Genomic DNA, 26,405 nt, shown 5'->3' on the forward strand with positions numbered 1-26,405 from the left:
ATTTACGCCCCTGGACTCCACCTCCCGCCGTCTACGGCAAGCTGCAAAGCCTTCTGCGGCGCAGGGCTTCGCTGGTTCAGGCCAAAACCAGCCTGACCCAGAGCTGGGCAAATGACGCCAGTTTGAAGGCTGTGTTCGCCACTTTTCTCAAGTCCGTTGAACGCCTGGACCTGCTGGTTCAGAAGAAACTCAAAGATGTATTGCGCGAAGCCGGCTTGCTGGAAGAAGTCGCTCGCTGCCAAGCCATTGAAGGTATCGGTTTTCTGACTGCAACTGCTTTGGTCATGGCCTATAACCGAGGCGACTTTAACAGCAGCGACTCTTTCATCGCTTTTTTGGGGATGGATCTGAGGGTGAGTGACTCGGGCCAAAAAAATGGCCGAAGATCTTTAACAAAGCGAGGGTGCTCGGAAGTTCGTCGATTACTGCACAACGCTGCCATGTCGGCCAGCCGATCAATTGCCTGGAAAGAGTTCTACAACAAACATCTGGGCAGTGGAAAAGCGACTACCCAGGTGCTTGTCATGCTTGGCCGCAAACTCGCTCGGATCGCGTTCTCCCTGATGAAAAATCAGAGCGAATATCAACCGAAAGGGGGGATTTTGGCTTGATGACAACCATAGAATCTCCCACAGGATCTGCGTCGTCAGATACATCTTCGGTGTGATTATGATCAGAGCCCGCAGGTTCTATACAGGCAGATGCACCGGGGCAACCCCGCATACGCGCCAAACCCGATAGCCACTATCAAGACGACTGATTTCTGCTGGAAAGGCCCGGCGCGTAGCCTTGGCTTCATTCCAGAAACGAGCCGAATGGAGGCTCCCAATGAACCGTCTTCTTGCCCTCTCCCTGTTACTCTCCGCCTCCGTTCTTGCCGGTTGTGCCGCTGGCAATCATCCCGAACTGCGCCCTTACAGCGCTGAGGAAACCCACCAGCTGGCCCTCGAAGACCTCAACCGTCGCGGCCTGTCCTACGATGAATTCCAGGCCCGCAAAGCGCAACTGATGGAACAGCCACAACTGCAACGCGCCCACGAGTTCGACAACCGTGGCGAATACAACGCCGAAATTAGCGTTGCTTCGAAAGCAGGTCAGGGTTGATTCAAAGGCTTACAACGCCAGCTTCAAATGCCCGCCCGCTTCCTTGTGACGCGCATGGGTCCGGTGTTGAAGACCCAGTAAAAAGTGATCCAGGCCGTCGTGCAGTCGCTGGGTCAGCAGTTCATCCAGATCACCGCCCAATGCGTTCTCGCCGTAGCTGATCTGGCTGTCGATGGCGAACACCCCGTGCAGCACTTCTTGGCATTTCAGCGCCGACAGCACCGGTTTCAGCGCGTAATCCACCGCCAGCATGTGCGCAATGCTCCCACCCGTGGCGATCGGCAAGACCACTTTGCCGTGCAATGAACGCTCCGGGAGCAGGTCGAGCAGCGTTTTCAACGCCCCCGAAAACGACGCCTTATACACCGGCGTGCCGATCAGCAAGCCATCTGCCTCCGCCACTGCGTCGATGAAAGCCACCACCTGCGGGCTGTCGAATCGGGCGTAGAGCAAATCCTCGGCGGCGAAATCCTGAATGCGCACACCGTTCACTTCAACGCCACGGTCCTTGAGCCAGTGCGCGGCATGTTGCAGCACCACGCCCGAGCGCGATCGGGTGGAAGGGCTACCTGAAATCGAAACTACCAACATGTGTTGTTTCCTTGGGGTCAGTCACCCGGGGTGCTTGGCACCGTGCAGGCCGCGTTCAACGCGAAGTAATGGGCGTGAAGACCCTTTGAAGGGAGTGAAGCAGCATGTGTGCCAGCCCCCTCAATCGTCCGTTGCCCCCGTGAATCCGGCGATCAGCCTCAGCTGCAGTCCTGCCAAGCAGTTCAGGCTGTTGATCCAGGCGCACGTAGTTGTTGATCCGGTGTTGCCTCAGCAACACTTGCCGCTGCCAAATTCAATCCAAAAAAAATCCCCGCAGTCGGACCACTGCGAGGATTTCTCTGTTGCTATGTTGCGCGGCTGTCAGCTTGCAGCTACAAACGTGCCGCTTGAAGCTGCCTGCCCCATCAATTCCTGAACATCGCACCGGTCTGGATGATGTTGTTCGAGCCCAGCAACTGGCTCACGTAACGGCTCCAGCGGGTGATGTTGGCCGGGCCGACAAACACCACGTCCTGGGCCGCCAGCTCGAAGCCTTTCGCCAGTGCATAACTGGTCGGCTTCTTCGCAGCGAGGTGATAAACCGTCGCTCCGTGGGTGGCGTCCTGTGCACGAATCACATACACCGCGTCGCCATCGGCCGCGTCAGGGCTCAAGCCGCCAGAGGTGCCGAGCGCTTCCAGCAAGCTCACGCTGGTGGTGCTGAACGAGATCACTTGCGGGCGCTGAACTTCGCCCAGCACGTAGATCTTGTTCTTCGAGTTGCTGTTGAGGTGCAGGTAGTCGCCGTCTTTCAAGAAGATCTTGCTGATCTGCGCGTCCTTGCGGTTCAGCGAGTCAACGTCGATCACGTAATCCTTGCCGTCGCGACGCAGGGTCAGGCCGGCGAGGTTGGCGTCGGTCAAATCAAGACCGGCCTGGCTGATGGCCTGAACCAGGCTCAGCGGAATGTTGGTGATCGCTTGCGGGCCAGGGGTCTTGAACGCACCCGACAGCAGGACGCGCTGGCTGTTGTAGCGCAGCACTTTGACGTCGACTTTCACTTCGGTGTACTGCGGCGCCAGACCCATGCGCAGTTGCTCGCGTATCTGCGAAACAGTCTTGCCGGCGGCCTGAATACGGCCCACGTACGGGAAGAACACGGTGCCGTCGTTCAGCACTTCGCGGCTGTTGGCGTCCAGTTGTTCCTGGGAGCCCGGCGCGGTCAGTTCAGGGTGTTCGAAAACGGTCACCAGCAAGGCGTCGCCCGGGCCGACGACGTATTCAGGGGTCTTGTAGTTCAGCAGTTCCGGGGGCAGCGGTTTGGCCGCGGCGTCCGCCGTTTTCTGCTGCTGCGCAAGGGTGGCAGGGGTGATGTTGATCAGCGTGACCTGGGGACCGTCGGGGTCGTTGTCGGTGACATCGCTGTAAGACATGTACTGACCGGGGGCGAATGCGCAGCCTTGCAACACCAGACTGGAAAGCAGCACGACCGCTAACGTTACTTTCATATGAATGTTCCTTCTAATCCTAATAGGTGCGTACTGGCACCGCAGTGATTTCTTTGCATCCCTTACTTACACCGAACATCGGATCACATTCGCTCATGCACCCGTGCACCTCCCGCCGAGCTTACTAGCCCTTGGCCATGTTTGTTGTTTTTGGCAGATTTTCTTTTTAGAAGGCGTTCTTGTTGACGAAGCCTTTGAAGAGCGTCAGCAGGATGATTTTCAGGTCCAGCCAGACCGACCAGTGCTCGATGTACTGCAGGTCGAATTCAACGCGTTTCTGCATCTTGTCCAGCGTGTCGGTCTCGCCGCGCCAGCCGTTGATCTGGGCCCAGCCGGTGATGCCCGGCTTGACCTTGTGCCGCAGCATGTAACCCGACACCTGCTTGCGGTATTGCTCGTTGTGCGCCACAGCGTGGGGGCGCGGGCCGACGACGGACATCTCGCCGCGCAGCACATTGAAGAACTGCGGCAGTTCGTCCAGCGAGGTACGGCGCAGGAACGCGCCCAGCGGCGTGATGCGGCTGTCGTTGCGCGTGGCCTGGGTCACCACCGAGCCGTTTTCCTGCACGCTCATGCTGCGGAATTTCCAGACCATGATCGGCCGCCCGTCCAGGCCGTAACGGCGTTGACGGAACAGCACCGGGCCGGGGGAGGTGAGCTTGATCGCCAGGGCGATGAGCATCAGCGGCAGGGCGATCATGGTCAGGATGATGCTCGACAGCACGATGTCTTCCAGACGTTTGACCACGCTCCAGGCGCCATCCATGGGCGAATCGAAAATGCTGATGCTCGGCAGGCCGTTGATGCTTTCGCTGCGGGCATGCAGCAACTCGAACATGAACACATCCGGGATCACATAGACCGACGCGGTGGTATCGCTCAAGCCTTTGATCAGTTCCTGCAAACGCGCCTGCGCGCCCAGTTCAAGGGTGATGTACACCTTGTCGATCTTGCCGTCGCGGGCGTCCTGGATCAGTTGATCCAGATCGCCTAGCACCGGAATGCGTCGGCCAATGCGCGCCAGGTCGATCTGCTGCGGCGCTTCGTCATAGAAGCCCAGCAGGTTCAGGCCCATCCACGGCGCGCGTTCGATGGACATCGCCAGGCGTTCGCCGCAATGGCCGGTGCCGACGATCGCCACGCGCCGGGTGTTGAAACCCTGGGCGCGCAACGCGTGCAGCACGCTGCGAATCGCCAGACGATAACCACACAGCGCCACCAGCACGGCGGCAAACCAGGCCATCTGGCTGTCGTCCGCCAGATCGTCGGGCTGCAACAGCAGGTAATCGACGAACAGCAGCAGCACGAAGGCCAGGCCCCAGTAATTGGCGACCTTCAGCAGCTCGCGCACAATGCGCTCGCCACGCCACGAGCCGTACAACTGGTTGTATTCGGCCAGCCAGTGAAAGGCCACCGCCGCCAGCAGAATCTGCATCCAGGCTTCGGAGCTCATTGGCGTGCCGGTGAGCAGGTTGACGCCGTAACCGCCGACCGCGATGACCGCCAGATCGAGCAGCCGGTGAGCGACGGACAGCGACGATGAATGGGCATGCAGGATGCCCCTTAATGGAGTGCGCATAGGCTGGGCTCGCTCAGACGGATTTGATCGGAACAACGCGGGCGGAGAGGTCGCTGCTGACCAGCGTCGGCGCGATCTGCATCGGCCGGATGTGCGCAGGCTGGCAGCTTTGACGCGCAGCACTCAGGCGGGTCTCGACGAACTGGCGCATTTCCAGTTCGAAGCGGGCTTCGCTGAAGCGCTCGGCGTTGGTCCGACAGGCTTGCGCGGTGATGCGTGAACCGTTGATCTCGAACGTCTTGATGGCGGCCATCAGCGACGCCACACTCTGTTCCGGGTAGAGCACGCCGGTCGGCTGCGGGTGATCCAGACCGCAGACCGTCTCAACCACGCCACCTTTGGCGAATGCGATGACCGGCGTGCCGCAGGCCTGGGCCTCCACCGGGCTGATGCCGAAATCTTCCTCGGCAGCAAACACGAACGCCTTGGCGTTGCTCATGTGTTCCTGCAACACCGCGAACGGCTGATAGCCCAGCAGCGTGACGTTTGGCGCGTTGGCCGCAGCGGCCTTGGCCTTGTCCATTTCCGGACCGTCGCCGATCACCACCAGACGCTTGTTCGGCATCGCCGCGAAGGCTTCGATGATCATCGGCATGCGCTTGTACGGGACCATGCGCGAGGCGGTGAAGTAGTAATCCTGCTTCTGTTCCTGCAGCGCGAAACCGAGGGTGTCCACCGGCGGATAGATCACCGTGGATTCGCGACGGTAGGCCTTTGTAATGCGCGCGCCGATGAAGTGCGAGTTGGCGATGAAGTCATCGACGCCCGCGGCCGTGCGCTGATCCCACATGCGCATGTAATGCAGGATCATCCGCGCCACTTTGCCTTTCAGCCCGGTGCTCAGGTTCGCCTCTTTGAGGTACTGATGCTGCAGGTCCCAGGCGTATCGGATCGGCGAATGCACGTAGCTGACGTGCAACTGGTCCGGCCCGCACAGGACGCCTTTGGCCACGGCGTGACTGCTGCTGATGATCAGGTCGTAACCGGACAGGTCCAGTTGCTCGATGGCCATCGGCATCAGCGGCAGGTAGCGCTGGTATTTGGTCTTGGCCTTGGGCAGGCGCTGGATGAACGTGGTCTTCGCGACCTTGCCGCCCAGTCGGGCGCGGTCCTCGTCGCTGAGGAAATCGATGACGGAGAACAGATCCGCCTCGGGCCAGATGTTGATCAGCGATGCCAAAACCCTTTCGGCACCGGCGTATGTCACCAACCAGTCGTGGACGATTGCAATTTTCATTGGAATTCTCTGCATTAACGGCTGAGGGACGCCCGGCACGTCGAGCCAGGCTCGCGAGGGCCATCCCATGCCTTTCCATGTGCGCAGGCGCTAAATCAGACGCTGACAGGCTGCGTCTCGGCTTTGCGGTTATTGAGGCGTTTTCCGAGCTGGATGAACGGGTGTTCGATGTAGCGGAAGCACAAATGGGCAGCGCCCAGGGTCAGGACCGTTGCGACCAGCGCCACCAGCAGGCCCGGAGCGTCGGTGCCGCGCAGCAGGAATTCGCTGAGCATGCCCATCGACGGGTGCAGCAGGTACAGCGAGTAACTCACTGCGCCCAGCCAGACCAGCGCCGGGTGGTTCAGGCGCACGCTGCGCGTCAGCAGCACGAAGCTGACGATGGCCACGGCGTAGGTGAAGCAGTAACGGCCCCAGGTTTCGCCGGTGCCCATGTCCTTGCTGTACGCCATGATCAGCGTCGGCGGCAACAGCACGGCGAAGGCCACGAACAGCATCTTCAGGTTCCGCGTCAGCGCCGCGCTGTGTTCAGCCAGCAACCACTGACGCCACACCGAGCCGAAGAACATCAGCGACAACGCCAGGGGCAGCGCCACCGGCAGTTTGTGTTCGGTCAGCGCGCGGGCAACGCTCATCGCCAGCGCGGCGAGCAGAAACACCAGCGAACAGCGCGCCCGGAAGGCCAGGTCGTACAGCTTGCCGGCGATGAACAACGCCAGGCACAGGCCGTAGAACACCAGTTCGATGAACAGCGTCCAGTACAGGCCGATCACGTCGTCGAAGCCCAGTGCCGCCTGCACCATTGTCAGGTTGGCGACGATCTGCGGCCAGGCCGGCAGCGGCGCGCCGCTCAACTGCAGCATCAGCACAAACAGCAGCAGTGACAGCCAGTAGGCCGGGTACAAGCGCATGAAGCGTGAGATCAGAAAGCGTCGAGCGCCGTCGGGCACCGGCTTTAGGCTGTAGGGGATCACCACGCCGCTGATCATGAAAAACCACAGCACCCCCAATTTGCCCGGGTCGATCAGGTAATCCAGCACCCAGACGTGACCGATGACCGGTGCATACAAATGGGTGAAGACCACCATCAAGGCGGCGATGCCGCGCAATGCGTCGAGATAGGCAAGGCGTTTCATGGCAGGGCCTCAGTTGCTGGAAGATTCGCGACCCAGTGCATCGCTGCCCTGGCTGCTGCGCCGGTCTCTGGCCGGACTCTGCAGCGCGTCGATGCGTTGGGAAACCTGTCGTGCCGACTCTTCCCAGGAGAACCGCGCCACGTTGTTCAGCCCCCGTCGGCGCAGGGACTGGCGCAGCGGCATGTCCGTCAGAATGCGTTCCATGGCGGCGGCCATGTGGTCAATGTCCAGCGGGTCGAAATACAGCGCGCTGGCCTGCAGCACTTCGGGAATCGACGCCGCGTTCGCCGCCAGCACCGGGCAACCACAGGCCTGGGCTTCCAGGGGCGGAATGCCGAAGCCTTCATACAGCGACGGAAACACAAAGGCCGTTGCGCCCTGGTACTGGCTGATCAGTTCGTCGTCGCTCAGGCGCCCCAGAAAGCGGATGCGCGGGTCACGACTGGCCAGACGTTGCAGGTTGTCGTCGCTGAAGATCCCGCTGGCGCCACCGACGATGCGCAGTTGCAGATCATCGTGGCCGCGCAGCAGCAGAAACGCCTGAATCATCCGGCTGAAATTCTTGTGCGCACTGGGCGAAGACACCGCCAGCAGGTAGTCCTGTTGCTCTTTAAGGGGCGGGCCCGGTTGAAACGCACCGCTGACGGCATTGGGCACCACGAAGATTTTCTTCTCCGGAAATCTGTAGAACTGCGAGATTTCTCCCTTGGAGAAGGCGCTCACCGTCAGCAGCGACTTGATCCGCGACAGCATGATCGGCGTCATGGTCCGGTAGAGCAGGCGAAACGTGCGTGTGTAGCTTTCCGGGTGACGCACATAGGTGACGTCGTGGTGGGTCGCGATCTGATTGCCGTACAACAGCGGCGCGGTGCTGCACAGGGAAATCAGCAGCGGGTTGCCCTGACGGCGCAGGTACAGGGGCAGGTCCAGTTGTTCCCACAGGTGGCCGCTGTGACTGCCGATGCATTGCACGTCGAGGGCCTTGGCGCTTTCGTGCATCTGAATGCCGTGGGGAGCAACAAACACCACGTCGTCGCGCAGTTGCTTGAGGGCCAGGCAGATCTGTTCGGCGAAGCGTTGAACGCCCCGCAGTTCCTGGGTCAGAAAACGTGCATTGATCACAATCATTGTGGTCGACCTGTAGAAGAGATAAAGGGGTCGTGCGCAGGAGCCGTCAGCGCCCTGAATGAAGGGGCGCTCTAAAGGCGGACCGGAATAAAAAAGGCAGAATTCAGGGCAAGGCAAACAGTGCCGGGCGTGTGCCCAGGCTTATTATTTTCGGGAAGTCATCGATCGGCACTTGCGCCGAGCAACGCCCGTCGTTGCAGTTCCACGGGATACCGCTGTCGACCAGGCCGCGTTGCGGCTGGCGGGTGTCGATGTATTGCACGTTGCCGCGCAGCACGCTGCTGGCGTCGACCTTGATCGAACGCGGCAGCCCGGCGGTCCAGGCGACCATGATCTGCTCCGAACCCTTGGCGAACCGCAGCAGGTATTGCGAGTCGATTTCTCGACTCTTTTCAGCGTCGTAACGGAATTGATGCAGCGTCGGGCTGATGGCCTTCAGCGTCAGGTAGGCCTGCTTGATGCTCAGGTCCTGATTGAGCAGGCCGAAGTTCTGCTCCGGATCAGTGCCGTCGGGGCCGTCGTTGAGCAGACCGTTCCACCACATGCCCTTGACGTTGGGCATCGTCTGCGCCAGGAAGAAACTGCGTGCCAGAAACGCCGCCTGGGTCTTCTCATCACCGCCGCAGCGCCCATCGTTGCTGGGCCAGCCCATTTCGGTGAGGTACAGCGGCACCGGGCCGTTGTTGCGGTTCTTGTCCTTCAGGTCCTCGCTGATCCGCCGCAGCCAGGCAATCCAGTTTTCCGGGGTGTTGCGCTCATCCGAACGGCAATACACATACGGATGAAGCGACAACCCGTCGACATGGTTGAGCACGCCCGATTCCACCAGCCGATCGGCAAACCCCAGGTCCATCCCCTGACTGGTGACGGCGCCGGCCAGAATCACCATCGGCCGCTGGTTGGCGCGAATGCGCTGGGCGGTTTGTTCGATGAGCAGGCTATAGTCCCTGGCGAACCCCGGATCGACCGGGTTTTCCTTGTCCCACTCATTCCAGATCTCGTAGAAGTCCACGCTGTCGGTGAGCTGGCGGGTGACGAAGCTGGCGTAGTTGCCGTAAGCGTCGCGCACCGAGGGTTTCCGCGGTTTGGCGTAGTTCTCGTAAAACGGGTTGCCGTAGCCCAGCACCAACAGTGGTCGCAATCGGTGTTCCTGGGCGGCGCTCAGGAACGACTGCCACGAAGGCTCGATCTTCAATAACCCTCGTCGGGGCTCGGCGCTGGACCAGTAGGCATCGTCGCGCACCGAGTCGACTCCCGCCGCTTTCAGCAGTTGGAACGCGCGGACGGAGGTGCCGGGTTTGTTCATCAAGTGCGTGTCGACGCCGATGATGAATGCTTCGTCCGCTCGCGTGATGCAGCTTATCAACAAGCCCAGCAACAGGACCGCCGAGGGTCGTCGTAACCGGGTCAGGTAAGGGATGAGCATGGCTTGTCTCAGTGAAGAGGCACGGTCCGGAGCGCTTGCTCAGGTAGGTCTCGGGCCGTCGGTGGTAATGTCGGCATCGCTTGCAGGCATGCCGATGTGTTCAGACCGGGTGGGGCAGGGCATGCCGGTTGCGCTGGGCGGTGTCGTCCAGCAACGTCTGGGCAAAAATGCTTTGGTAACTGTCGAGCATCAACTCCAGGTTCAGTAACGACGCCACGCTGACCCGCGCCTGGCCGCTCAGACGCGCCAGCAGTTCCGGGTTCTGGTGCAAGCGCAACATCGCCTGGCCCAGGGAGTCGGGGTCCTGCGGGTCACACAGCAAACCGTTGAGCGGGTCCTGAATGATTTCCGGCAAACCGCCCATGCGGCTGGCAATCACCGGCACCGAGTGAGCGCAGGCTTCAACGGCGACCATGCCGAACGGCTCGTTCCACAGCGAAGGCACCACGGCGACGTCGATCTGGCGGTAGAACGCTTCAGGCTTCTGGTAACCGACGAAGCTGATCTTCGACGAGTTCGCCAGCGCCTTGAACGTGGCTTCGTCATCCGTCTGGCCACGCCCTGCAATCTGCAGCGTGGCGTCGAAGGGCAGTCGCTGAAATTGCTCGATTAGCCAGGCCACGCCTTTCTGATGGGACAGCGTGCCCATGTAGCCGAAGCGCAACGGCGCTTTTTTCGTCGCCAGATCCGCTTGCCGCCGCTGATGGGGCGAGGCGGTGGGCGGCGTGAACGGGCTGGCGTTGTGCACGACGTACGGGCTGGCGGCGCTGAAGTAACCGCGCTGCTGCAGCTTGTCCAGAATGAAGCGGCTGACCCCAACCACCGCCGCGACCTGGGCCGAGCGTGCGTCGTGGCCCTTGCGAAAGGTCTGGCAACTGCCGCATTGCTGCTGGCAGCACTGGCCGCGCTTGAACATGTTGCTGCTCGGGCACATCAGGTACATGTCATGCAGCACCTGCACGATCGGCAGTTTTGCAGCGGTGATCTCGTCCCAGACGGACACCGACCAGCCGGCCAGGTTGTGGCAGACCACCAGTTGCGGCTGCTCGCTGCCGATGACCTGTTTCACGTAGCTGCGCATCGCGCCGTTGTAGCGGTCGCGCAGATGCCAGCCCAGGCGCGCCAGACGGCCAGGCCGCTGCGCACCGAAATGCCAGTAGAAGTTACGCAGGCCGGCGCGGTAGACCTTGACGCCGTTCACCGCTTCGACGCTCAGGCCCGCGTCGGGACCGGTCACCAGCACGCTGACTTCACAGCCGCGCTGCTGCAGGCCTTCGACGGTACGCTGAAGAATGATTTCCGCGCCGCCTCCAATGTGAGGGGCATACAGGCTGCTGATGAACAGTATTTTCATAGTGGATACGACTGATTCAGACCCAGTACCCCGGACTCACCGTCACGGATGGCTTGTTCGATCAGGCCAAGGCGCTCCTCGGCACCGCGTCGCTTGGCGATCAGCCGCAGCAGGCGGAAGAACACCCAGCGGTTGAGGCCGTACAGCAGCGACGAATTGGCCCAGATGTTTTTGTCGAACCAGGCCTGATTGCGCGCGCCGTAGTAGGCGCGCAAGTCCGAGCCACCGAGCAGGAAGCTCTCGTAGATGTTGTTGGTGCGTGCCTTGATGTTCCACGAGCTTTCCAGGTCGTCGAGCAAGGCGTCCGGCACCAGAAAGATCCGGCCACCACCGGCGGTGATGCGAAAGGTGTATTCGCTGTCGTCGGCGTAGAGCATCAACGCGTCCAGCGGCAGGCCGATGCGGCGATACAGATTGCGGTGGGCGAGCAGGCCGCCGTACGTGGCGAACGGCAATTGCACCATCGGCAGTTTGCGGTGCGGGCTTTGCGGCGCGCCCCACGGCAGCCGGCGCCAGATCTTGTAGGGCAGCTGTGCGATGTGAAAACCGAAGAAACTCGAACGGCGCTGAATGGCGAAGCGGTTCGGCACGCCGGCGGCGATGTCCGCCTGATGGGTGGGCCGAAAGCCCAGCACGGCGGCCTTGTCTTCGCCGTCGACGCGTTTACGTTCTTCGAGCACCTGATGCAGCGTGGCGATGGCGTTGATGGTCGGCGCGTTGTCGTCGTCCATCAGCCAGATGTGTTCGGCCCCGGCGTCCAGTGCGGCCTGAATCCCCACCGAATAGCCCCGCGCGGAACCGGTGTTCTCGTGCATGTAGATCACGCTGACCTGATTCGGCCAGGTGCGGCGCAGGTTATCCAGCGGTGCGGTGGACGCGTTGCTGACGATGATCACGCGATCGATCAGCGGGCTTTCCAGCGAGCGGCTGACCAGCGTGTGCAGGTAGTTGAAACGATCACCATAGGTGAGCGTCACCAGTGTGGTTTTCTGGGTCATGGCGAGTTCCGGGCGAAGGGGGGTCAAGAGGCTGAAAGCATCAGCCCCGTGGGAATCAGGATGTGTGGGTCAGAATGTGTGGATCAGTACGTAAAACGCTAACGGCTCACGCCTGCGCTTGCATCCGCGACAGGCTGCTGACCGGCAGGGTGACCTTCTGCTCACGTTGCAGCAGATTGAGCAGAATCACCGCACGCTCATCACCGTCGGCGGCGAGGAAGATCGCTTCGACGTCGTTGAAGCCCTCCGCCGTGATCCGCACCGTTTCCCCTTCTTGAAACGTGACCCTGGCCGGCGGCGCCAGCAGACGCTGACGGATCTGCTCGATCAACGCATCCTGCACCGGAACCGGCATGCCGCCGAAGGTGACGATGCGGGCCACGCCTCGGGTCGAGCGGATCGGGTACCAGTTGTCGCTGGCCTGGTCCATGTGGATGAAGAGGTAGCCGGGGAACAGCTCTTCTTCGGCCGGAGCCCGTGAGCCGCGTTTTTTCTCGCCGTGCTTGACCGGACGGTAGCACTCGAACTGCTGACGTTGCAGGTGCTCTGCCGCACGGGCTTCCTGGCGGGGTTTGGTCTGGATCAGGTACCAGCGCGCGGAGCCACAGGCGCTATTGACGACTTCAGACATACACTTCACTCCACTGCGATCCGGTGCGACCCGGTCAGGACAACGTCAGGTTTTTGCGCCAGCCCGTGCATCATGCCTGGCCGGGCGCTGGGTGGATTCTTGTCCAGCCCGTATTCGGTCAACATCTGCTGCACGTGCTCGACGCAGTTGAACATCAGCACATCGATGATCGACAGATTGGCGACGAAAGGTTGCCGGAACTGCCGGTACACCACGGGGTTCATCCGGAAGAACCGCACCAGCAAGCCGTTGCGGGCGAAGTGATCACGGTCATAGATGACCGATCCGCCTTCCGGGGTGATGAACGTCGTGGCTTCGAATGTGTGAGCGATGCGGATAATGCGCTCCTGCTTGTCCGCAGCGCTACCCAATATCAGGTCCGAGCTGCGCAGGATCGGCGTCACGATGTGCAGATAAGCACAGATTTCACGGATTGCGTGTTCGGCATACAGCGCGATGTTCTGCTGCGGGAAACGGATCAACCGCTCCAGCAAGGGCATGACCTGCGCGAAACAGGGCGCCTCTCGATAACTCTCGGCCAGCAGATCAATCAGCCGCGGCGCCTCATCGCTGAAATGATCACACAGTTGGCGCTGATTGATCTGCAACTGAAAGCGGTCTTTCTTCAACGGAAAGCTGATCAGCTTCGCTTCGTCGTTGTGCAGGATGCGGTTGCGATTGACCCAGCCGGACCGAACATACTGCAGATCGTCTCCCAGGACGAAGACGTCTGCGGCAGCAATGAGCTGAAAGTAACCCAGGTACGGGAACAGATAGGGCTGCATCACTGCAAGGGTCCTGGCCATGTGTGTCTCCTTGGCGTGCATGTCGATTTACTTGCGGACCGTGGTGTAGTCGTAACCGTACGCGGCGCAGTCGTAGTCGGCGGTGGACGCCTTGCGCAGGACACCGTTGAAGATCGCACCCTTGATCAGAATGCCGTTGTGCATCAGGCGGCGTTTGCACGCTTCGATTTCCTTGGCGGTGCTCAGGCCGAAGCGGGTCACCAGCAGGCAGGTGCCGGACTGGCGGCCGACCAGCGTGGCATCGGTCACGGCCAGAATCGGCGGGGTGTCGATGATCACCAGGTCATACAGCGGCGACAGCTCGCTGATCATTTTGTTGAAGTTGTCGTGCATCAACAGCTCGGACGGGTTCGGCGCCGCGTAACCGCAGGAGATGAAATCCAGGTTGCGCACTTCGGTGTGGTTGATGACTTCCTTGCTGCCCAGACGCGCAGCGAGGGTGTCCGACAAACCGTGCTTGGGCGTCAGGTTGAACATCTTGTGCAGGTAGCCTTTGCGCATGTCGGCGTCGATCAGCAACACGCGTTTGCCGGTCTGGGCAATGATCACCGCCAGGTTGCTGGAGACGAACGACTTGCCCACGCCCGGCGTCGGGCTGGAAATCATCAGCACGTTGTTGCGGGCTTCGAGCATGGCGAAGTGCAGGCTGGTGCGCAGGCTGCGCAACGCTTCGATCGCCAGCTCCGTCGGCGCGCTGACGCTCAGCAGGCGTGGCTCCTTGCTCGCCGAACGGCTCTGGGCGGCCTTTTCCATGCGCTCCTGCAGTCGCGAATACGGCAGCGAGGCGTACACCGGCATGCCGAGGTTTTCGATGACTTCCGGGTTGTCCACGCCGCGATAGAACGCCTGGCGTACAAACACGGTGGCAACGGCCAGCAGCAGGCCGATCAGGGCGGCGACCAGCACGATGATTTTGCGCATCGGCTTGACCGGCTCTTCGACGTTGGCGTCGGCGTTGTCGATGATGCGGACGTTGCCGATGCTGCCGGCGCGCAGAATGTCCTGCTCCTGGCTCTTGTCCAGCAACAGGGTGTAGGTCTGCGAGGTGACCTGCATGTCACGGTTCAGACGCAGCAACTCTTGTTGCGTGGCCGGCAGGGCTTCGATCTTCTTCAGCAGCGCGGCTTTCTGGGATTCAACCTGGCCGATCTGAGTCATCAGGGCGCGGTAGGTCGGATGCTCCGGCGTGTACAGACGCTCGACGTCGACACGCTTCATTTTCAGGTCCGACAGGGTGCCTTCCAGCTTGACCACCTGATCCAGAACCGATTTGGTTTCAACGCTCAGGTCAACCGACTTGGCGCCCATCTGGAAGTTGTTGAGCGCGATTTCCGACTGTTCCAGCTGCTTGCGCACGGCAGGCAATTGCGAACGCAGGAATTCCAGACGCTGGGCGGCTTCAGCTGAACTGCGCTCGACATTCTGGCGCACATACAGGCGGCTGACTTCGTTGAGGATGCGCTTGGCCAGTGCCGGGTCCGGGTCCTGAATCGACAGGTAGACGATCCCGGAATCCTTGCCCGCTTCCATGATTTTCAGACGGTCCTGATAATCCAGCGCAGCGGTCAGGGTGCGTTGACGCACGACGGTGAACTCGGTACCCGGACGTGCATTGAGCGCAGCCACCTGGAGGGTGATGCCGCTGCCTTCGACGGTCTGACCGACTGGGCCGCTGAGCAGTTTGTTGCGGTCTTCGTCATACAAGGTGAAGGTGCCAGGCTTGCCCGCCACCATGGTCATCTTTTCGCCCAGCAGTGCGTCCGGCACTTCCAGCTGGAAGATGTCGATTTTCTCGCCGCCCCAGGCGTAGCTGTTCAGGCCGAACATCGGATCGGCCAGCGCGCCTTCACGCTCCGGCTTGAACCGACGCGCCATGTAGCTGCCCAGCCCCGGGATGTATTTGGGCTTCTGCACGATGTACAGCTTGAGGTCATCAACGACCTTGCCCAGCACTGCGCGGGATTTGATCAGCTCGATTTCGGTGGTCGCCTGGGAAACCGACAGCGGCTTGCTGGAGACTTCGGTGCGGCCCTCGATGCCCACTTTGCGCGGCTCGATCTGAATCATCGCGTTGGCCTGGAAGATCGGCGTGGCGAGAATGGCGTAGGTGGCGCCGAGCAGGACGCAGATGCCGACAATCGACGCAATCAATCCTTTGTGATCGAAAAGTGTGCGCAAGATAGTCGCCAAATCGATCCGGGAGTCCTGGACCTCGTCCAGAGAAGTACGGTTCATAGCGGTCATTTATCTTGGATCTCCTGACTGAAGATAAGGAAGCCAGTCGTCGACACAACGCGAAAGCTGCTCGTAGGTCTGTTCAAAGGCTAGTTTCGGGCGCCGATAGGGATCGGCGATTTCCAGCGCTTGTTGCCATTTGCCAATCAGAAACGTCTTGCCGCGTACCTCGGGGGCCAGCTTGAGGACGCTCTGGGTCTGACGATGCTCCATGACCAGAATCAGCTCTGCTTCGTGGAGCATCTGCCGATCGATCTGACGGCTTCGATGTTTGTGGGCGAGGACGCCGTTGACCTGCAGCACAGCCTGGGCCAGCGGATCGATAGTGGAACTGAGCATGGCGTGGGTGCCGGCCGACGAGATCTGGATGCGCGCGTTCGGCACGCGTTGTCGGAACAGGGCTTCGGCCATGGGGCTGCGACAGATATTGCCGACGCAGACCACCAGTACGTTATTGAACATGACCTTTGCTGAGGGTCGTCATCAGTCTCTTGCTGATGTTGGAGCTGAAGTTCTGCCCGACCGCCAGGAGCGTCTGCATCTTGCGTTTCGGAGTGATCGCCGACAGCGAGTACTCGACCAGCTCCATCAGGAAATGCTCATAGAGTTCCTGATGGCCGAGCCGGTTGTAGTAGTTGGCCAGGGCGCCCGAGGTCTGCAGCGCCATGTGCAATTTGCGTTTGTTGGAGCGCATGGAAAACACGCCGCCCGGGTGCAACCGGTACATGGCCGGCTTGACCTCACCCATGAATTTGCCCTTGCCGTAGGCACCGAGCAGCGACCACCAGACCAGATCGTTGAGCGGCGCGGCACGCAGTTCGGGCGGCAACGAATCGAAAACGTTGCGGAACACCGTGGTCAGCGTCGACACCGGCCGCGCTTTCTGCAGCTCTAGCGCCGTGGCATCCCCGCGCAGCTTGCCTTGCAGCTGAATCGGGTATTGGCCGCTGATGTCGAAGGGGATCGCGTCGTGGTAGGTCAGCACGTAATCCGGGTTGTTCTCGAGAAAATCCACCTGAATCTGCAGCTTGCGCGGGTCAGTCCAGTAATCGTCGCCCTCGCAGTAGGCGATGTAGCGGCCCCGGGCTTCGCCGAACAGACCCGGCACCGGCGGGTTGTTCTGCGAGTACTGATTCGTCTCGTGATAGAAGGGGCGGATCAGCGTCGGGAAGCGTTTGACGTAATCGGCAATGATGCGAGCGGTGCCGTCTGTGGAGGCATCGTCGTTCACCAGGATTTCGAAGGCGAACGTGGTTTGCTGCATCAGAAAGCCTTCCAGCGTCTGCGCGACGTAGGCTTCCTGGTTGTAGGCTGGACAGACGATGCTGACCAAGGGCGCGGCGGACGGCGAAGAGCTCGTCTTATTGCTAATAGCATCCATGGCTTGGGTACTCGGAGTTAAACACTGGGTTTGCTGAACAGAACGGAAATCTTCATCACCAGCGGCTTGTAGCTGGCGGCCACAATCAGCAGCGTGAGCAGGCCGCAGACGGCCAGACCCAGAAAGACGCCGATGCGGTTGTCACTGGCGATCAGGCGCAGCAAAGGCTCGGTGATCGCCAGACCCACGCCGGTCATCACGCTGATGCGGATGATGTCGCGCAGCCATTGGCTGTGAATGCCCGGAGCTAAACGTTGGTGGACGATGACCGGCCAGATGGCGAAGGACACCACCCGCAACACGAACCAGGCAATCGCCGCGCCGTAAGCGCCATAGCCGCGAATCGCCAGAAACATCACCGGCACGGTGATCAGCGCCGAAACAATGCTGTACCAGACATGCAGGTGCATGCGCCCGTAGGCGTACTGCAGATAAAACTGGAATGCGCTGACTGCCATGATGGCGCTGCCCAGCGAGTACCACGGCAGAATCGTCCGGCTCCACTCGGCGGCAGCGCGGTCGCCCGACCAGGCAAACACCATCTCGTCGGCGTGCAGCGCGATCAGTGCCGCGAGGGGAAACAGGAACGTGCACACAAATCGGTTGGCCGCCAGGTACAGCTGATGCATGTCATCCCGTCGCCCTTCGGCCATCAACACCGTGAGACGCGGCAGTAGCGTCTGCGCCAGCGGGTTGGAGAGCATCATGATCCCGGTGGTGATCAGTGCCACCAGCGAGAAATAACCGTATTCATTAAGTGGCAGCAGCTCGGACAGCAGCACCTTGTCGATCTGGGTCAGCACGATCCACAGCACCGCGGTGCCGGACATGCTGGCCGCGAACGGGATGATCGGCTTGACCAGATCCCAGTCGAAACCGGTCAGCGGCGACGGCCTCGGCATCTGTTGATAGGCACGGGCGGCGAAGATCAACGCTTCGATCAAGCCAACCAGCGCCTGGAATTCGAAGAAGTGCACCGGGTCGTTGGAGATCGTGCTCACCAGCAGCAGCCCGCCGAAGTAGCGCAGCGTGGCGATGATCACGTTGGCGATGTTCAGCCATGCATGCTGCTCAAGGCCTTGAATCCCGCTTTTATAGAGCGTCGAAAACAAGCGCAGGGCGATGACGATGCCCATCAGCGCGATGCACTGCACCACGGTCTGCGTCGACAGCTCCTGGGCATTGAGCCAGTGAACGGCAATCCATTCGCTGCCGGCATACATCGCCACGCAGCAGAAACCCGCCAGTGGCAGGAAGATGATCTCGAACGAACGCAGCAGGCGACCGGTGTAGCGGTCCAGTCCGTCGCTGCCTTGTCGATGCGCCACCGCCCTGACCAGACTCGGCGACAACCCTGCGTCCAGCAACTGCAGCCAGGCTTGCAGCACCGAGAAGAACCCGATCAGCCCATATGCCTCGGCGCCCATGTGGCCGAGGTAGAACGGCATGATCAGGATCCCCACGAGCAGCGTGTAGGCCTGGCCTGCATAGCTCAACGCAGTGTTGCGTATGACTGAGCGCTTGGTTGGCATCGAAAGTCCTTCCGGCGAATCTAGGTGAATGGCGCGATGGCGTTACATGACCTGCGCGAGGGACGGCACACGGTACGGCGAGTGGGCGGTGCTGGTTTCGGCGATCACCGTCTGAATGACGCGGTCCTGATCGTCGCGCAGCAGGCCCGGGTAAATCGGCAGGCACAACACGCGCTCGCTCAGTGAACGCGAGGCGGTTTGTGCCGCTTGCGGCTGCAGGTATTCAAGGGTGTCCAGCGACGGATAGAAGTAGCGGCGCGGATTGATCCCGTTGGTGTTCAGCGCCGAACGCAAACGCAGCAGTTGTTGTTCGTCGCGCAGGGCGATCGGGTAATAGCTGTGGTTGAGTTCGCTGTTGCTTTCCGGCCGCTGCAGGTCGACGTAATCGCCCAGGCGGGTGGTATAGCGGTCAGCGATTTCAGCGCGTTCCTGAAGAATGTTCTCGATGTCGTCGAGAATGCACAGGCCCATCGCGGCGGAGAATTCGTTGAGCTTGGCGTTGATGCCGATGCCGTCGATCTTGTCGACGTCAACGATGCCGAAGTTGCACAGCAGGTGAACCCGGCGCGCTGTTTCGTCATCGTTGGTGATAATCGCGCCGCCTTCGATGGTGTGAAACAGCTTGGTGGCGTGAAAACTCAGTGTGCTGACGTCGCCCCAGTTGAGCACCGACTGGCCGGCGTGACGCACGGCGAAGGCATGGGCGCCGTCGTACACGACTTTCAGATTGCGCCGACGGGCGATTTCTTCGATGCGTTCAACGGCGCACGGGTTGCCGAAGACGTGGGTGCCGACAATGGCGGTGGTGTCGGAGACGATGCGGCTCTCGATGTGGTCGGGGGAAATGTTCCAGGTCTGCGCGTCGATGTCGGCGAAGATCGGGCGAATGCCTTCCCACTGCAGCGAACTGCTGGTGGCGACAAAGCTGAACGGCGTGGTCACTGCGCTGCCGCTCAGGCCCAGTGCGCGATAGGCGACCTGCAGGGCGAGGGTGCCGTTGTTGGTCAGAATGACGTGCTTGACGCCCAGGTAGTCTTTCAGGCGTTGTTCGAGCTCGCACACCAGCGGCCCGTGGTTGGTCAGCCAGCCGCGCGCATAAATGCCCTCGACGTAGCCCTTGAACTTGTCGATATCGCCCAGGTAAGTCTTGGTGACGTTGATCATCGAATTCTCCATTTCAGATGCAAAGCTTTTAAAAAATGCTTTCTGGGCAGTGATGCGGTTGCGCCGGTCTGAGGCCAGGCCGCCAACGCCAGGTCGAGGGAAATCAATTGGGGGTGGATGCCGGCGGCGGGCTGCCTGCTTTGCTACTCATCCGTCGCGCACGGCCCTGATTGATTTTCAGGATCAACCGGGTGGCCAGGCTGCCTGCATGGGGGTCGCCGAAGTGGAAGAGCGCGGTGGCGCGCTTCACGTCCGGTCTGCAGGCCTGATTGGCGTGCAGGCTGCGATAGCCCCAAAAGAAGTAAACGCTGCCCGGCTCCAGGCGCAGGACATACGGCTTGAGCCAGTTGCGCTGCATGCCCTTGATGATCCAGCCGCGGGTGATCTTGTTCTGCAGCAGGGCCTTCTCGATCACGTTGAACACCACCCATGAGCGCACTCGGCGGATATTCGGAAACAGCATCAGATCGCCGCGTCCTTCGCCTTCACTGGGGATGAACACCGGGATCAGTGCGGTCACCAGGCTGGCGTCGTAGTGGAAACTGTTGGATTCGCGCTTGCCCTGATTGCCCTGCACGCAGCGCAGCACCGGGAAAATGCGGTCACTGGCAGCGTCGCGGCGGGCTGCATGCTTGTAGAGGCGACCGAGCAGCGTCTTGAAACGCGGGTCGGACCAGTAACTCGCCAGCAGGCTTTCGCTCAGTGCCGCTTCACCGTGGTAGGCAAAGTATTCGCCCTGGTGTTTCTGCGCCTGTTCGTCAGTCCAGGCCCGCAACTGCTGCAGGTCCGTGTCAGGCACGGCCGCGTTCAGTTTTGCAAAGCCGTTGGTATCGATTTCGTCAGCCAGTCGCTGAACCAGCTGCTCATCCATGTCGAAAGATAAAGGCATTGCATCAGGCCCTCGTTGAGAGTGAGGAGTGCAGGGCAGGGGGTTAATTGCGCTTCAGGCACGCTACCGCCCGAATCTGCAGATCCTGCCGTTGTACTAATTAGGCGTGCATTCAAACGGTGACTTCATTCAGCACTGGCTGACAAAGCGTTGGGCAAAGCTACCGCCCCACCGAGCACATTCAGTAATTCGAAAAAACCTTTCTTTGAACCAAAAACTGCCCACCGGCGCTGATTTCACACCGTTTGAATCGTCAACTTTTTGGGCAGTCTCAGGGTAATTAAGTCGGAATGCTCTCGGCGCACGGCTCTAGGGCCGCGCTGCAAAAACAGGAAAACATTGGACGTGCCTATATATCGGCGGAGGCAGAGTTTCTGTCAAATTATTTCGCCATCATTCTGTTAATTTTTTGATAAGCGGATCGTTGGCATGCGTAAGTGATTGATTTTAAATAGAGTCAATAAAACATCACTGCCCTGTCGTGGTGCGCGACGCTTTTTAGGCACTGCCGGAGACCCCCTGTTTGGCTATCGAAAATAACCGGGAAGACGTTTTTCCAACGTCAGAACCTGGACGCGGATGGGGGGTAACGGTTTTATGGCGCTCGATTATTGAATCCCGTCATACACGAGTACTTATGCGGAGGGGTAACTAATCAAGTGAGAGGTAAGTTTGTAATTAAGCGATCACAGTGGTGTTGCGGTTTTATAGATAGAACTGTGTTCGGTTATATATACATCGATGTGGGTGAGGTGGTTGATATGACCGGAGACTTCATCAGTGCGCCATGCAGTGGCCCCGGCGCGTCATTACTGCGGCCAAGGGTGGATGCGGCGCTGCGGTTGCTCAGCCTTGATCGCTGCTCCATTATCCGGGTCTGCGACGCAAATAATTCGGGTCACCAGGAGATTCAATGAATACGCAGTCGAAAACCACTGGAGTGGCGATGCAACGCCTCGCGCAGGCGCGCGCCCTGATGAGCCGTGAGGGCATCGACGCCTGGCTGGTGCCGTCGGCCGACCCTCATCTCTCTGAATATCTGCCGGGTTACTGGCAAGGGCGGCAGTGGCTGTCCGGCTTCCACGGTTCCGTCGGCACCTTGATCATCACCCAGGACTTCGCCGGCCTCTGGGCAGACAGCCGTTACTGGGAGCAGGCGAGCAAGGAACTGGCAGGCAGCGGTATCGAACTGGTCAAGTTGCAGCCCGGCCAGACCGGCCCACTTGAATGGCTCGCCGAGCAGGCCAAAGCGGATTCCGTCGTCGCGGTGGATGGCGCGGTGCTGGCCGTGGCGTCCTCGCGCACGCTGGCTGCCAATCTGTACGAAAAAGGCGCGCGCCTTCGCACCGACCTCGACCCTCTGACGGAGTTGTGGAACGACCGCCCTTCGTTGCCGGCCCAGGCAATCTATGAGCACGCCGCGCCCCACGCCACCGAAAGCCGCACCGACAAACTCACTCGATTGCGCACGGTGATGGCCGAGCGCGGCGCGGATTGGCATTTTCTCGCCACCCTGGACGACATCGCCTGGCTGTTTAATCTGCGTGGCGCCGACGTTTCCTACAACCCGGTGTTCATCTCCTTCGCCCTGATCGGCCCGAACAGCATCAACCTGTTTGTCGCATCAGAGAAAGTCGACGCCGGACTGCGCAGCACCCTGGAGCAAGACGGCATCACCCTGCATGAATACACCCGCATTGGCACTGCGCTGCGCAACGTGCCCAAGGACGCGCGGTTGCTGGTGGATCCGGCGCGGGTCACCTGTGGCCTGCTGGACTATCTCGACAGCGAAGTGACGTTGGTCGAAGGCCTCAACCCGACCACGTTGTTCAAATCGCAGAAAAGCGCTGCTGATACCCGACACATCCGCCAGGCGATGGACCAGGATGGCGCGGCGCTGTGCGAATTCTTCGCCTGGCTGGATTCAGCGCTGGGCAAAGAGCCTGTCAGCGAGCTGACCATCGACGAGAAACTCAGCGCGGCGCGGGCCCGTCGGCCGGGCTACGTGTCCCAGAGTTTCGCCACCATTGCCGGCTTCAACGGTAACGGGGCGATGCCTCACTACCGCGCCACCGAAGAAGAGCACGCGCAAATTGAGGGTGACGGCTTGCTGCTGATCGACTCCGGCGGCCAATACCTGGGCGGCACGACCGATATCACCCGCATGGTGCCCATCGGCACGCCGACCGCTGAACAGAAACGTGACTGCACGCGCGTTCTGAAGGGCGTCATCGCGTTGTCCCGTGCGCACTTTCCGCGCGGCATTCTTTCACCGCTGCTCGACTCCATCGCTCGCGCCCCGATCTGGGCCGAGGGCGTCAATTACGGGCACGGCACCGGTCACGGCGTCGGCTATTTCCTGAACGTGCACGAAGGCCCGCAGGTGATTGCGTATCAAGCCGCCGCCACGCCGCAAACCGCGATGCAGCCGGGGATGATCACGTCGATAGAGCCGGGGACGTATCGGCCGGGGCAGTGGGGTGTGCGCATTGAAAACCTGGTGATCAATCAGGAGGCGGGCAAGACCGAGTTCGGCGAGTTTCTCAAGTTCGAGACCCTCACGCTCTGTCCGATAGACACGCGCTGCCTTGAAATCGGCCTGCTGACCCAAGACGAGCGTGAATGGCTGAACGAATACCACGCCCAGGTCAGGCAGCGCCTCAGTCCACTCGTGGAGGGCGCCGCGTTGGCCTGGCTGGAAGGTAGGACAGCGGCGGTTTGACCCTGAACGCCACCGTCCTCTTTGGCGGTGGCATTACAGGCAGCTTATTCGGTTAGCGCTTCCCGGACGAAATCGAGTCGGTCCTGACCGAAATAGAGCTCGTCGTCGACGAACATGCTCGGGGCGCCAAACACGCCTCGTGCAACAGCTTCTTCGGTATTGATTTTCAGCTGGTCCTTGACGCTGGGGTTGCTGACCCAGCCAAGGATTTCTGCCGGATCAAAGCCAGACCTTGTGAGGGCCGCTGACAACACCCCAGGGTCGTTCAAGTCCAGCGCGTCTACCCACATCGCCCTGAAAGTGATTTCCAGCAATTCAATGAACCGTTGTGGCTGGAGAGTCTGCGCAGCAGTCAACGCGCGCATCAGGCTCAGCGTGTTTATCGGGAAGTGGGGGTTGAAGGTGAGGGGAACCTGATAGCGCTTGGCGAAGCGCGCCAGATCCTTGATGGAGTAACGCGCTTTGGCAGGCACGTCGTTGGGCGATGCATTGCCTGTCGCCTTGAACACTGCGCCCAGCAAGATGGGCCGATAGATCAGGGTCGCTGACGTCTCGTCGCAGATCTTCCGCAACTGGGTGTAGGCCAGGTAACTGGTCGGGCTGCCCACATCGAAGTAAAACTCCACGCTTCGGCTCATCGTTGCATTCCTTCTTCTTATATAGATGCGGGCGTGCGCCCATGTGATTCGCTGACCCAGGGGCTTACCAGCGTTCGTTCCAGGGGCGCAGATCCAGCTCGAACGTCCATGCGTCCCGGGGCTGCCTGTGCAGATACCAGTAATTTTCTGCGATGTGTTCAGGGTCGAGAATGCCGTCCTCATCCTTGAGCGCGTAACGTTCGGGAAACTGTGTGCGGATGAAGTCAGTGTCGATCGCGCCATCCACCACCACATGAGCCACGTGGATGTTCATCGGCCCCAGTTCACGGGCGATGCTTTGCGCCAGTGCCCGTAGCCCGTGCTTGGCGCCGGCGAAGGCCGCGAAATTGGCAGCGCCGCGTAGACCTGCAGTCGCCCCGGTGAACAGAAGGGTGCCGCGTTTGCGTTTGGCCATACGAAGGGCGACCTCCCGGGCGTTCAGAAATCCGGAGAAGCACGCCATCTCCCAAATCTTGAAGTACTTGCGCGCCGTCTCTTCAAGAATGCTGCACGGCACGTTGGCGCCGATATTGAAAACGAAGGCCTCGATCGGGCCGATCTCATTTTCGATCTGCTCAATCAGCGCCACCACGTCATCTTCCTTGCGCGCGTCCGAGGCGAACCCGTGAGCTTCGCCGCCGCTCTGCCGAATCGAGTCAACTAAGGGCTGAAGTTTGTCGGCGCTCCTGCGAGTGACACACGCCACGTAACCCTCCCGGGCGAAGCGTCTGGCAATCGCGCCTCCTGTCGCGTCGCCTGCACCCACAACCAGAACGACCTTCTTGTTATTCAATGTAATGGTCATCACGATACCTTTATTAAACGATCGTTTACTTAACGGACGTTATGCTAGGGTCGCGCGAGCGTCAAGGCACTTACTTAAGTAAAAGGGGGGGAAAACAATGCGCTACTCGGTCGACCATAAAGAGCAAACCCGGCGCGCCATGCTCGACAGCAGCGCCGCTCTGGTGAAGGAGAAAGGCTTCGCGCCTATGGGGGTGGACAGTCTGATGAAAGCCGTCGGGCTCACCGGAGGAGCTTTCTATAGTCACTTCTCTTCGAAGGATGCGTTGTTTCAGGCGGTGGTTGAGCGCGAGTTGACCCGCAGCCTGGCGTTACTCGGTGGCGATGAGTCGCTGACCAGGGACCGAATCAAGCAGTGCCTGCGGCATTACCTGACACTGGCGCATGTACAGAATCCTGCGGGTGGATGTGTCATTCCTGCATTGGGCGCCGAAATTGCCCGCGCAGAAGGACCGGCTCGTCTGCGCGCCGAGCACTGGTTGTGCGAATTACAAAAGGCATGGGCTGAAGTGCTGGGGGACGAAGATCTGGCGTGGGCAGCCATTGCTCAGTGCGTTGGTGCTCTGACGGTCGCGCGAATGATGGCGACGCCCGAGCTCCAGCAACGCGTGGTGGACGCCAGCCATGACCTGCTGTGTCAGCAGGTGGATGCGCTGTCGGTAGCCGACTAGGGGTTAGCCGGCTTCTTGCAGATGATGATCATGCTGCGGCTGGTATAGCCGGCCGGATTCAGACCGAGCGGATAGCCCCCCGTGTCTTCGGCGCCGTCACCGGACTTGGCGATCACACGATACTGCTTGGATACGCAGGAGTTGGTCGCCATGTCATAGCACTGCTCCCACGAGGACGACAGGCCCGAGCAATTGATGTGGATGCCGCGTTTACCCATGACCGGTTTAGACGTCGCTGCGCATCCAGCGACCGCCAATGCTGCCAGTGCCATTAAAAAGTACTTCATTCATATCCTTACCTGACCAACACGTTGAGGTCAGTGACTATCCAGAATTCGCATGCTGCCACCAACGGTCACGTCCATGTGGAGGGGCGGCAACATGTCAAGGCGCGCCGGCTAAACATCGCTCAATAGTGAGACAAATGCCAGTGACATCGTGTATCACGCCGATGGCTGTGCGAGCGGCTGCTTCCTGGATCCTTATAAAGAGCGGTTAAAGAAGCGCACGCTCCTATAAGAACCCATGGATAGCGGTCTGTTAAGCAGCAAAGGCGCCAAATATCAGTGATTGTTCTGTCTGTTGAAATAAGTGCTTGACGCCCCTCTGGATCTGTCTATAATTCGCCCCACTTCCGGCGCAGACGAAACGGAAAACTCCTTGATAATCAAAGAGTTGGACGAAGTAGGCAGCGAGGAATGCTTCGGTTCAGATGCTTGAATCGACAGCGGTGAAAAAGGCAGTTGACAGCAGGTTGTAACGCTGTAGAATTCGCCTCCCGCTGACGTGAGACGTTAAGTCGAGCGAAGCGCAAGTGGTTGAAGTTGATGAGGAAACTTTGAAAACTTCTTAAAATAACCGCTTGACAGAAACAAGAGACGCTGTAGAATGCGCGCCTCGGTTGAGACGAAAGATCTTAACCACCCGCTCT

24 protein-coding genes are annotated in these 26,405 nt (G+C 60.2%); 4 read left to right on the plus strand and 20 right to left on the minus strand.

What is annotated here, in order from left to right; translation table 11 throughout:
* Both ABEH28_RS26670 and ABEH28_RS26675 read left to right on the plus strand, forming a co-directional pair.
* A partial coding sequence (locus ABEH28_RS26670) for a transposase (protein ID WP_346631527.1) occupies positions 1-611 on the plus strand: 611 nt, incomplete at its 5' end.
* Between the two features lie 217 nt (positions 612-828).
* Positions 829-1,104, plus strand: a complete 276-nt coding sequence (locus ABEH28_RS26675; protein ID WP_346631528.1) for a hypothetical protein — start codon at positions 829-831, stop codon at positions 1,102-1,104.
* Between the two features lie 9 nt (positions 1,105-1,113).
* Here ABEH28_RS26675 and ssuE read toward each other — a convergent pair whose 3' ends face one another.
* From ssuE to ABEH28_RS26760, 17 genes are all read right to left on the minus strand, one after another.
* The gene (gene ssuE, locus ABEH28_RS26680) at positions 1,114-1,695 is read right to left on the minus strand and encodes an NADPH-dependent FMN reductase (RefSeq protein ID WP_346631529.1); all 582 of its coding nucleotides are present in this window, start codon (positions 1,693-1,695) and stop codon (positions 1,114-1,116) included.
* A 365-nt stretch (positions 1,696-2,060) separates the two neighbouring features.
* The gene (locus ABEH28_RS26685; protein WP_192174017.1) at positions 2,061-3,143 is read right to left on the minus strand and encodes a polysaccharide biosynthesis/export family protein; all 1,083 of its coding nucleotides are present in this window, start codon (positions 3,141-3,143) and stop codon (positions 2,061-2,063) included.
* Between the two features lie 166 nt (positions 3,144-3,309).
* Positions 3,310-4,722: an undecaprenyl-phosphate glucose phosphotransferase gene (locus ABEH28_RS26690; RefSeq protein ID WP_346631530.1), complete on the minus strand. Its 1,413-nt coding sequence runs from the start codon at positions 4,720-4,722 to the stop codon at positions 3,310-3,312.
* 13 nt (positions 4,723-4,735) lie between these two features.
* Positions 4,736-5,959: a glycosyltransferase family 4 protein gene (locus ABEH28_RS26695; protein WP_346631531.1), complete on the minus strand. Its 1,224-nt coding sequence runs from the start codon at positions 5,957-5,959 to the stop codon at positions 4,736-4,738.
* A 95-nt stretch (positions 5,960-6,054) separates the two neighbouring features.
* Positions 6,055-7,095, minus strand: coding sequence for an acyltransferase (locus tag ABEH28_RS26700; RefSeq protein ID WP_346631532.1), 1,041 nt, complete (start codon positions 7,093-7,095; stop codon positions 6,055-6,057).
* Positions 7,096-7,104: 9 nt separating this feature from the next.
* A complete protein-coding gene (locus ABEH28_RS26705) occupies positions 7,105-8,223 on the minus strand; it encodes a glycosyltransferase family 1 protein (protein ID WP_192174013.1) in 1,119 nt (372 codons plus the stop codon).
* A 103-nt stretch (positions 8,224-8,326) separates the two neighbouring features.
* On the minus strand, positions 8,327-9,649 hold the full coding sequence (locus ABEH28_RS26710; protein ID WP_192174012.1) for a hypothetical protein: 1,323 nt from the start codon (positions 9,647-9,649) through the stop codon (positions 8,327-8,329).
* A gap of 100 nt (positions 9,650-9,749) precedes the next feature.
* The gene (locus tag ABEH28_RS26715) at positions 9,750-11,003 is read right to left on the minus strand and encodes a glycosyltransferase family 4 protein (protein ID WP_282372449.1); all 1,254 of its coding nucleotides are present in this window, start codon (positions 11,001-11,003) and stop codon (positions 9,750-9,752) included.
* Positions 11,000-12,001 carry a glycosyltransferase gene (locus ABEH28_RS26720; protein WP_192174010.1) on the minus strand — a complete coding sequence of 334 codons (1,002 nt, stop codon included), beginning with the start codon at positions 11,999-12,001 and terminating at the stop codon, positions 11,000-11,002. Before ABEH28_RS26720 ends, ABEH28_RS26715 begins: the two co-directional genes overlap by 4 nt.
* Before the next feature lie 106 nt (positions 12,002-12,107).
* Positions 12,108-12,632: a transcription/translation regulatory transformer protein RfaH gene (gene rfaH / locus ABEH28_RS26725; protein WP_192174009.1), complete on the minus strand. Its 525-nt coding sequence runs from the start codon at positions 12,630-12,632 to the stop codon at positions 12,108-12,110.
* Positions 12,633-12,637: 5 nt separating this feature from the next.
* Positions 12,638-13,438 (minus strand): WbqC family protein, encoded by an 801-nt coding sequence (locus ABEH28_RS26730; RefSeq protein ID WP_346631533.1) that lies wholly within the window; start codon positions 13,436-13,438, stop codon positions 12,638-12,640.
* 27 nt (positions 13,439-13,465) lie between these two features.
* Positions 13,466-15,682 carry a polysaccharide biosynthesis tyrosine autokinase gene (locus tag ABEH28_RS26735; RefSeq protein WP_282372453.1) on the minus strand — a complete coding sequence of 739 codons (2,217 nt, stop codon included), beginning with the start codon at positions 15,680-15,682 and terminating at the stop codon, positions 13,466-13,468.
* Positions 15,683-16,135 (minus strand): low molecular weight protein-tyrosine-phosphatase, encoded by a 453-nt coding sequence (locus tag ABEH28_RS26740; protein WP_192174006.1) that lies wholly within the window; start codon positions 16,133-16,135, stop codon positions 15,683-15,685.
* Positions 16,125-17,054, minus strand: a complete 930-nt coding sequence (locus tag ABEH28_RS26745; protein ID WP_192174005.1) for a glycosyltransferase — start codon at positions 17,052-17,054, stop codon at positions 16,125-16,127. The genes ABEH28_RS26740 and ABEH28_RS26745 overlap by 11 nt, the downstream gene beginning before the upstream one ends.
* A 17-nt stretch (positions 17,055-17,071) precedes the next feature.
* Positions 17,072-18,586: an oligosaccharide flippase family protein gene (locus ABEH28_RS26750; protein ID WP_282372456.1), complete on the minus strand. Its 1,515-nt coding sequence runs from the start codon at positions 18,584-18,586 to the stop codon at positions 17,072-17,074.
* Between the two features lie 42 nt (positions 18,587-18,628).
* Positions 18,629-19,750, minus strand: a complete 1,122-nt coding sequence (locus tag ABEH28_RS26755) for a DegT/DnrJ/EryC1/StrS family aminotransferase (RefSeq protein ID WP_192174003.1) — start codon at positions 19,748-19,750, stop codon at positions 18,629-18,631.
* A gap of 103 nt (positions 19,751-19,853) precedes the next feature.
* Positions 19,854-20,639 (minus strand): hypothetical protein, encoded by a 786-nt coding sequence (locus tag ABEH28_RS26760; protein WP_192174002.1) that lies wholly within the window; start codon positions 20,637-20,639, stop codon positions 19,854-19,856.
* 913 nt (positions 20,640-21,552) lie between these two features.
* Between ABEH28_RS26760 and ABEH28_RS26765 the strand changes: the two genes are divergently transcribed.
* Positions 21,553-23,361, plus strand: a complete 1,809-nt coding sequence (locus ABEH28_RS26765) for an aminopeptidase P family protein (protein WP_346631534.1) — start codon at positions 21,553-21,555, stop codon at positions 23,359-23,361.
* Between the two features lie 44 nt (positions 23,362-23,405).
* Here ABEH28_RS26765 and ABEH28_RS26770 read toward each other — a convergent pair whose 3' ends face one another.
* Complete coding sequence (locus tag ABEH28_RS26770; RefSeq protein ID WP_346631535.1) at positions 23,406-23,999, minus strand: 2-hydroxychromene-2-carboxylate isomerase; 594 nt, start codon at positions 23,997-23,999, stop codon at positions 23,406-23,408.
* 64 nt (positions 24,000-24,063) lie between these two features.
* Positions 24,064-24,804 (minus strand): SDR family oxidoreductase, encoded by a 741-nt coding sequence (locus tag ABEH28_RS26775; protein WP_346631536.1) that lies wholly within the window; start codon positions 24,802-24,804, stop codon positions 24,064-24,066.
* A 97-nt stretch (positions 24,805-24,901) separates the two neighbouring features.
* Between ABEH28_RS26775 and ABEH28_RS26780 the strand changes: the two genes are divergently transcribed.
* The gene (locus ABEH28_RS26780; RefSeq protein ID WP_282372462.1) at positions 24,902-25,474 is read left to right on the plus strand and encodes a TetR/AcrR family transcriptional regulator; all 573 of its coding nucleotides are present in this window, start codon (positions 24,902-24,904) and stop codon (positions 25,472-25,474) included.
* Here ABEH28_RS26780 and ABEH28_RS26785 read toward each other — a convergent pair.
* The gene (locus ABEH28_RS26785) at positions 25,471-25,761 is read right to left on the minus strand and encodes a hypothetical protein (protein ID WP_346625315.1); all 291 of its coding nucleotides are present in this window, start codon (positions 25,759-25,761) and stop codon (positions 25,471-25,473) included. The two genes, ABEH28_RS26780 and ABEH28_RS26785, sit on opposite strands and share 4 nt — an antisense overlap.
* Positions 25,762-26,405: the final 644 nt, after the last annotated feature.

The sequence above is a fragment of the Pseudomonas sp. Ps21-P2 genome (assembly GCF_039672565.1).
Lineage (GTDB): Bacteria > Pseudomonadota > Gammaproteobacteria > Pseudomonadales > Pseudomonadaceae > Aquipseudomonas.